Source organism: Acinetobacter sp. AG1, from assembly GCF_001005525.1.
Lineage (GTDB): Bacteria > Pseudomonadota > Gammaproteobacteria > Pseudomonadales > Moraxellaceae > Acinetobacter > Acinetobacter modestus.
This window is the reverse complement of sequence record NZ_LBMZ01000053.1, coordinates 1-6,379: the sequence shown is the minus strand read 5'-3', so window position 1 is coordinate 6,379 and position 6,379 is coordinate 1. Positions and strand designations below refer to the sequence as shown.

Below are 6,379 nucleotides of genomic sequence, written 5' to 3'. Positions count from 1 at the left end.
TGTCATGAATGCAGTTGGATCGATTCGTTTAGAAATTGAAGCTCTTCTATCAATGGGCTTAGCAAATTCACCCATGTATGGTGCTCGCATTGATGTGGTTTCGGGTAACTTTGTAACGGCTAAACCCTATGGCATTCGGGATGGGGTTGATTTTCAGCTTACAGGTGAAGTCCGTTCAATTGATACCGATGCGATTCAACGCCACTTAGATAATCACAATATTGTGTTACTAGGACCTACAGGTTATTCAACCACTGGAGAAGTATTTAACTTATTGGCGGAAGAAGTCGCGACCAAAACAGCAACTGCATTACAAGCCGATAAATTGATTTTCTTGGGTGAAAAACAAGGATTAATGAATGAGCAACAACAATTATTACGTGAATTAAGCTCGTATCAACTTGAACCTTATATTCAACAATACCAAACACAATATCCAGAATTCGCCTTACACCTCAAACAAGCTCAACAGGCTTCATTGTCTGGGGTGCATCGTGTTCACCTCATTTCATATACTTATGATGGTGCTTTGATTGAAGAACTATTTACACGCGACGGGATTGGCACTTTAATCACAGATGCCCACTATGAAGAAGTACGCATTGCCAATATTCATGATGTCGGCGGTTTAATCAACTTATTACGTCCGCTCGAACAGGAAGGTATTTTAGTCTATCGTTCACGTGAACGTCTTGAAAGTGAAATAGAACAGTTCGCGGTGATTGAACGAGATGGCATGATCTTAGCCTGTGCAGCGCTCTATCCTATTCCTGCTGAATCAGGTGAAATTAAATCTGCTGAAATTGCCTGTGTCGCTGTCGATTCGAGTTATCGTAAATCGAATCGTGGTAGCCAAATTTTGCAATTTTTGGAAACCAAAGCGAAACAACAAGGTATTCAACAACTGTTTGTTCTCACAACCCGTACCGCACATTGGTTTTTAGAGCAGGGTTTCAGCCCAGCAAGTGTTGATGATTTACCGAATGCTCGACAAGCGCTGTACAATTATCAGCGTAATTCCTTAGTCTTCAAAAAAGTTTTGTTCTAATTATATTTGACCTGAAGATATCTTTATTTCTGATAAAGATATCTTTTGACTTCTTTCTTTTCTATTTTTATTCAGCTCATTAGAAAAATAAGCGCACTGAATTTTTAAAAATATAAATATAAAACAGAAACTTAAGTATTAATTAAATTTCAATGCTTATTCATCTTCTCAATAACATTATCTATTTTTCTATTTTGCACTTTTCATCATAAGCAAAGCCCAATTATTTATTTTTTATGCATTAAAAAAAGTTTTAGCTTAATTACTCAACTTATTTAGATCTTGTAATTTTCTGGGGAGCACAATCAACATGGCTATTTTTATCAATCGCTCATGGGCAACTTCAACCATCATCGCAGCAACTATTGCTGGCGTAATGGGCGTTGCGGGTTGTGCAAAAAAACCTGAGCAGCAAGCAACACCAAAACAAGAAACCACCACATTAAATATCGGCTTTCAAAAGTATGGTATTTTGCCGATTGTCAAAGCAAAAGGTGAATTAGAAAAGAATCTTGCTGCTCAGGGTGTCAATGTAAAATGGGTTGAATTTCCAGCCGGCCCCCAACTTTTAGAAGGCTTAAATGTAGGTAGTGTCGTATTTGGGGAGGCCGGTGAAGCGCCTCCAATCTTTGCTCAAGCAGCAAATCCTAACTTGGTCTATGTTGCAAATCAGCCACCAGCACCTACCGCAGAAGCCCTAATCGTTCAAAAAGATTCACCTATACAATCTGTACAAGACCTGAAAGGTAAACGTATTGCATTGAACAAGGGCTCAAACGTTCATTTTCTTTTATTGAAATTACTAGAAGCCAATAATTTAACTTTAAATGATATTCAGCCTGTTTATTTACCACCATCAGATGCTCGCGCAGCTTTTGAAAAAGGCGCAGTCGATGCTTGGGTGATATGGGATCCATTCTTCGCAGCAGCAGAGCATCAAATCCATGCACGTGTGATCGCAAACGGCGAGCATTTGGTCAGCAATCATCAATTCTATTTAGCTGATCGTAAGTTTGCGGAAGGACATCCCGAAGTTCTAAAAACACTGGTGACAACATTGAATCAAACCACGGATTGGGTAAAGACCCATCCTGATGATGCTGCAAAATTACTCGAAAAACCAACCGCACTTGAACTCGATGTTTTAAAAACTTCAATTTCTCGCATGGGTTTTGGTGTTCAGCCAATTTCTGAAAAAGTTGCAAAAGAACAGCAGTACGTAGCTGATGCCTTTTTTGCTCAGAAATTAATTCCAAAGCAACTGGTCATTGCAGATGCTGTATTAAAAAACCAAGTTCAATAATTGAGAGTCTACTTTAGGTAATTTCTCATCGGTTTTGATTGTGATCAATCAAAGTGCTTTATCCCCCATGCAGATTGCAATCTAAAACACGATGCAATCTGTCTCATTCACATGATCTCATTCTTCATAAGGAATATCGACATGAATATTTTCTGGTTCATCCCCACTCATGGTGACAGCCGTTACTTAGGCACCAGCAAGGGCGCACGTCAGGTCGATCATGCTTATATGAAACAAATTGCCGTTGCTGTCGACAACCTTGGTTATGCTGGCGTATTGATTCCAACAGGTCGTTCTTGCGAAGATCCATGGATCACAGCAGCAAGCCTCATTGATGCAACCAAACAATTAAAGTTTTTGGTGGCGCTACGTCCTGGAATTACAACACCAGCATTGGCGGCGCGCATGGCTGCTACCTTTGATCGCCTATCCAATGGTCGTATTTTACTCAACCTTGTAACAGGTGGTGACGAGCAGGAACTCAAGGGCGATGGTCTATATGAAGATCACAGCACTCGTTATCAGACTGCCTCTGAATATGTCAAAATTTGGCGTGAGATTCTGACTCGCTCCCATACAGGTGAATCTTTTACTTTTCATGGTGAACGACTCAGTGTTGATGAAGCAAAATTACTTTATCCACCTGTGCAAAAGCCCTATCCTCCCTTATGGTTTGGTGGATCGTCAACAGAAGCAACTGAACTCGCCGCTGAACAGGTTGATACTTATTTAACTTGGGGTGAACCACCTGCTGCGGTGGAAGAAAAAATTAATCATTTACGTGCTCAAGCAGCAGCCAAAGGACGTACTCTAAATTATGGTATCCGATTGCACGTGATTGTTCGTGAAACCAATGAACAAGCTTGGGCTGCCGCCGATGAACTCATTCAATATTTAGATGATGAGACTATTGCAGCGGCGCAGAAAAAATTTGCACAAATGGACTCGGTCGGGCAGCAACGTATGGCAGCTTTGCACGGCGGGCGTAAAGATCAATTAGAAGTCTCACCAAACTTATGGGCAGGTATCGGTTTAGTTCGTGGCGGTGCAGGTACGGCTTTAGTGGGTGATCCAGAAACTGTTGCTGCTCGTATTCAAGAATATGCTGACTTGGGGATTGATACCTTTATTTTCTCTGGCTATCCACATTTGGAAGAATCGATCCGCTTTGCTGAATTAGTATTTCCACTTCTGCCACTCAAAACTCGTGAGAAACTGGCACAACCACATCTCACAGGTCCTTTTGGTGAAATCATTGCCAATAACTATGTGCCTGAGGTCAAAACACCGAAAGCGTTGGTTAAGGAGGAGGCATGAGTGCAACACCATTTCTAAATAATGTTTCACGTGGAACACAAAAAATAGGCAAAGGTCTCCTGCCGTGGTTGTTTCCAGTTTTATTGCTGCTGATTTGGCAAGCTGCTTCAAGTTCAGGTCTATTACAAAGCCGTGTATTACCTGCTCCAACTGCTGTAGTGAGTGCTTTTTGGCACTTACTGATCAGTGGTGAACTTTGGCATCATGTCAAAGTCAGCGCAGGTCGTGCCCTGCTTGGTTTATTGGTCGGTGGTGGTCTCGGACTACTTTTAGGACTACTTAATGGTTCATCACGCATTGCATCGACCTTACTTGATACCACATTGCAAATGATCCGCAACATCCCTGCGCTAGCACTCATTCCGCTGGTAATTTTGTGGTTTGGTATTGATGAAACAGCCAAACTCTTTTTGGTCGCAGTAGGTGTATTTTTTCCAATCTACATCAATACCTATCATGGTATTCGCTCAGTAGACCCTCAGTTGATTGAAATGGGTAAAAGCTACGGACTCAATCGCTGGCAATTGTATAAAGAGATCATTCTACCTGGTGCAATGCCTTCTATCTTAGTGGGACTTCGCTTTGCTTTAGGTTTGGTTTGGGTACTGCTTATCGTGGCAGAAACGATTTCCGCTCAAGCAGGAATCGGTTATATGACCATGAATGCACGTGAGTTCTTACAAACCGATATCGTTTTGGTCGGTATTTTACTTTACGCCATACTTGGAAAATTAGCGGATGTATTGGCGCGAGCGCTAGAGCGATATTTATTACGTTGGCATGCAGGCTATCAAAAATAAAAAGGTCAACTATATGAGCAATTTAAATTTAAATTTCTATGAAAATCCCTTGATTCAACCCCTTGGTGAATCTGAAGCATCGAATACTCCAAGCAATAGCAATGGTGCAAATATTCTGATTGAACAACTGTATAAGTTTTATGGTGAAGTCAAAGTGCTTGAGGACTTAGACTTAAATATTCAAGCAGGTGAATTTGTCGCCATAGTAGGTCGCAGTGGTTGTGGTAAAAGTACCCTACTCCGCTTAATCGCCCAACTTGAAAAACCCAGCTATGGCGAGATTAAATTTCAATCCGCAAGAAACTTTCGTGAAGGCATCACAAACGATGATATTCGCGTTATGTTTCAAGATCCACGCTTACTTCCGTGGAAAAATATTTTACAGAACGTGCAATTAGGTTTACCAAAAGATCAACACCCACTTGCTGAAAATTTATTAGAAAAAGTAGGCTTAAAAGACAAATCCACACAGTGGCCAACTCAACTCTCTGGAGGTCAACGTCAACGTGCAGCATTAGCCAGAGCACTATCTCACGCACCACGTATTTTATTACTGGATGAACCCTTAGGTGCACTAGATGCTCTAACGCGTTTAGAAATGCAAAGCTTGATTGAACGCCTTTGGAAAGAACAAGGTTTTACTGCAATTCTGGTCACACACGATGTCAGTGAAGCGGTACAATTGGCAGATCGAATTATTTTGCTAGATCAAGGACATATTGCACATCAATTTCAAGTGAATTTACCACGACCACGTAAGAAAACTATTGCATTTGCGCAGTTGGAACAACAAGTGTTAGATGCGGTTTTAGCAACTTAAAACCGCACTATGATCATAAAACCCACTGGATATGCATCAAAAAATGAGCTTATTGATCAGCATTTAACACTGAATTGTTTACAAAATATGTAATTCATTTTTTAGATTTCAAGTATTATCAATTAGATCGCTTCAATTCATCTTAGAACTGCGTATTTTTCGACAAAAAAACTGTGTTATTGTGCACAAATCGGACAATTTATCTTACAATGTCAATGACATTTTTTGAATCAAGCTCGCAGATGGAACAGAAAAAAAGTACACAAAAGCGCAATCAACTGCTGAATGCTGCCCTCGATGTTTTTTCCGTCTATGGATTCAGTGGTGCTAGTCTGGATGAGATTGCCCAGCTCGCAAATATGCATAAATCTAATATTTTCTATTATTATGAAAATAAAGAGTCTCTTTATGTTGAAGTACTGACAACCGTACTGCAAAAATGGCTCGCGCCTTTACAAACCTTAGAATCAGAACTTGAGCCAACTGAAGCTCTGACTCACTATTTAATTCAGAAAATTGAAAGCTCACGTGATCAGCCAAAGGCTTCTCGTTTATTTGCCCTCGAAATTATTCAAGGTGCGCCGCATATTTTACCGATCTTAAAAGGGCCATTAAAAAAACTGTTTAAGCGTAAGACCAAGGTGATTCAAACTTGGCAAGAGCAAGGTAAATTGTCGGCAGAGATTGACCCTGAATTGTTGATTATCAATATTTGGGCAATTACCCAGAATTACGCTGATTTTTCGACGCAAATGGAAATGGTCACAGGCAAAACTTTGCGTAACCGTAGCATGTTTCAACGTACGGTTGAGCACACTGTGCATATGATGTTATACGGCGTATTACCACGTTAAATTTTCTTCTGAAAGCCTGAATTTTAGCGATTGAAATACACTAAAAAGCGACTTTGTGAGTCGCTTTTTTTGTTAAATAAGTGAAAAAATTATTAAGTTAACCTAAACAAAATTATGGGGCATAAGCCATCATAGAAAAACCGTTCTAGTGCTATAAACTATATAACGGTTTTGAATGAGATATTGATACGAAATACAAAATCTCAAACATTCCGTATAAAGCGTATTATGTTAATT

The 6,379-nt window shown here is 40.1% G+C and carries 6 protein-coding genes; all 6 read left to right on the top strand.

Features of this window, described 5'->3' with window-relative positions; all coding sequences use genetic code 11:
- A partial coding sequence (gene argA, locus AAV96_RS00755; protein WP_046737930.1) for an amino-acid N-acetyltransferase occupies positions 1-1,048 on the top strand: 1,048 nt, incomplete at its 5' end.
- 310 nt (positions 1,049-1,358) lie between these two features.
- The gene (locus AAV96_RS00750) at positions 1,359-2,351 is read left to right on the top strand and encodes a sulfonate ABC transporter substrate-binding protein (protein WP_046737929.1); all 993 of its coding nucleotides are present in this window, start codon (positions 1,359-1,361) and stop codon (positions 2,349-2,351) included.
- Positions 2,352-2,492: 141 nt separating this feature from the next.
- Positions 2,493-3,668: an FMNH2-dependent alkanesulfonate monooxygenase gene (ssuD, locus tag AAV96_RS00745; RefSeq protein ID WP_005218978.1), complete on the top strand. Its 1,176-nt coding sequence runs from the start codon at positions 2,493-2,495 to the stop codon at positions 3,666-3,668.
- Complete coding sequence (ssuC, locus tag AAV96_RS00740) at positions 3,665-4,468, top strand: aliphatic sulfonate ABC transporter permease SsuC (RefSeq protein WP_005218980.1); 804 nt, start codon at positions 3,665-3,667, stop codon at positions 4,466-4,468. Before ssuD ends, ssuC begins: the two co-directional genes overlap by 4 nt.
- Positions 4,469-4,481: 13 nt before the next feature.
- Positions 4,482-5,288 carry an ATP-binding cassette domain-containing protein gene (locus AAV96_RS00735; RefSeq protein WP_046737928.1) on the top strand — a complete coding sequence of 269 codons (807 nt, stop codon included), beginning with the start codon at positions 4,482-4,484 and terminating at the stop codon, positions 5,286-5,288.
- A 242-nt stretch (positions 5,289-5,530) separates the two neighbouring features.
- On the top strand, positions 5,531-6,142 hold the full coding sequence (locus AAV96_RS00730) for a TetR/AcrR family transcriptional regulator (protein ID WP_005200942.1): 612 nt from the start codon (positions 5,531-5,533) through the stop codon (positions 6,140-6,142).
- The last annotated feature ends 237 nt before the right edge of the window (positions 6,143-6,379 follow it).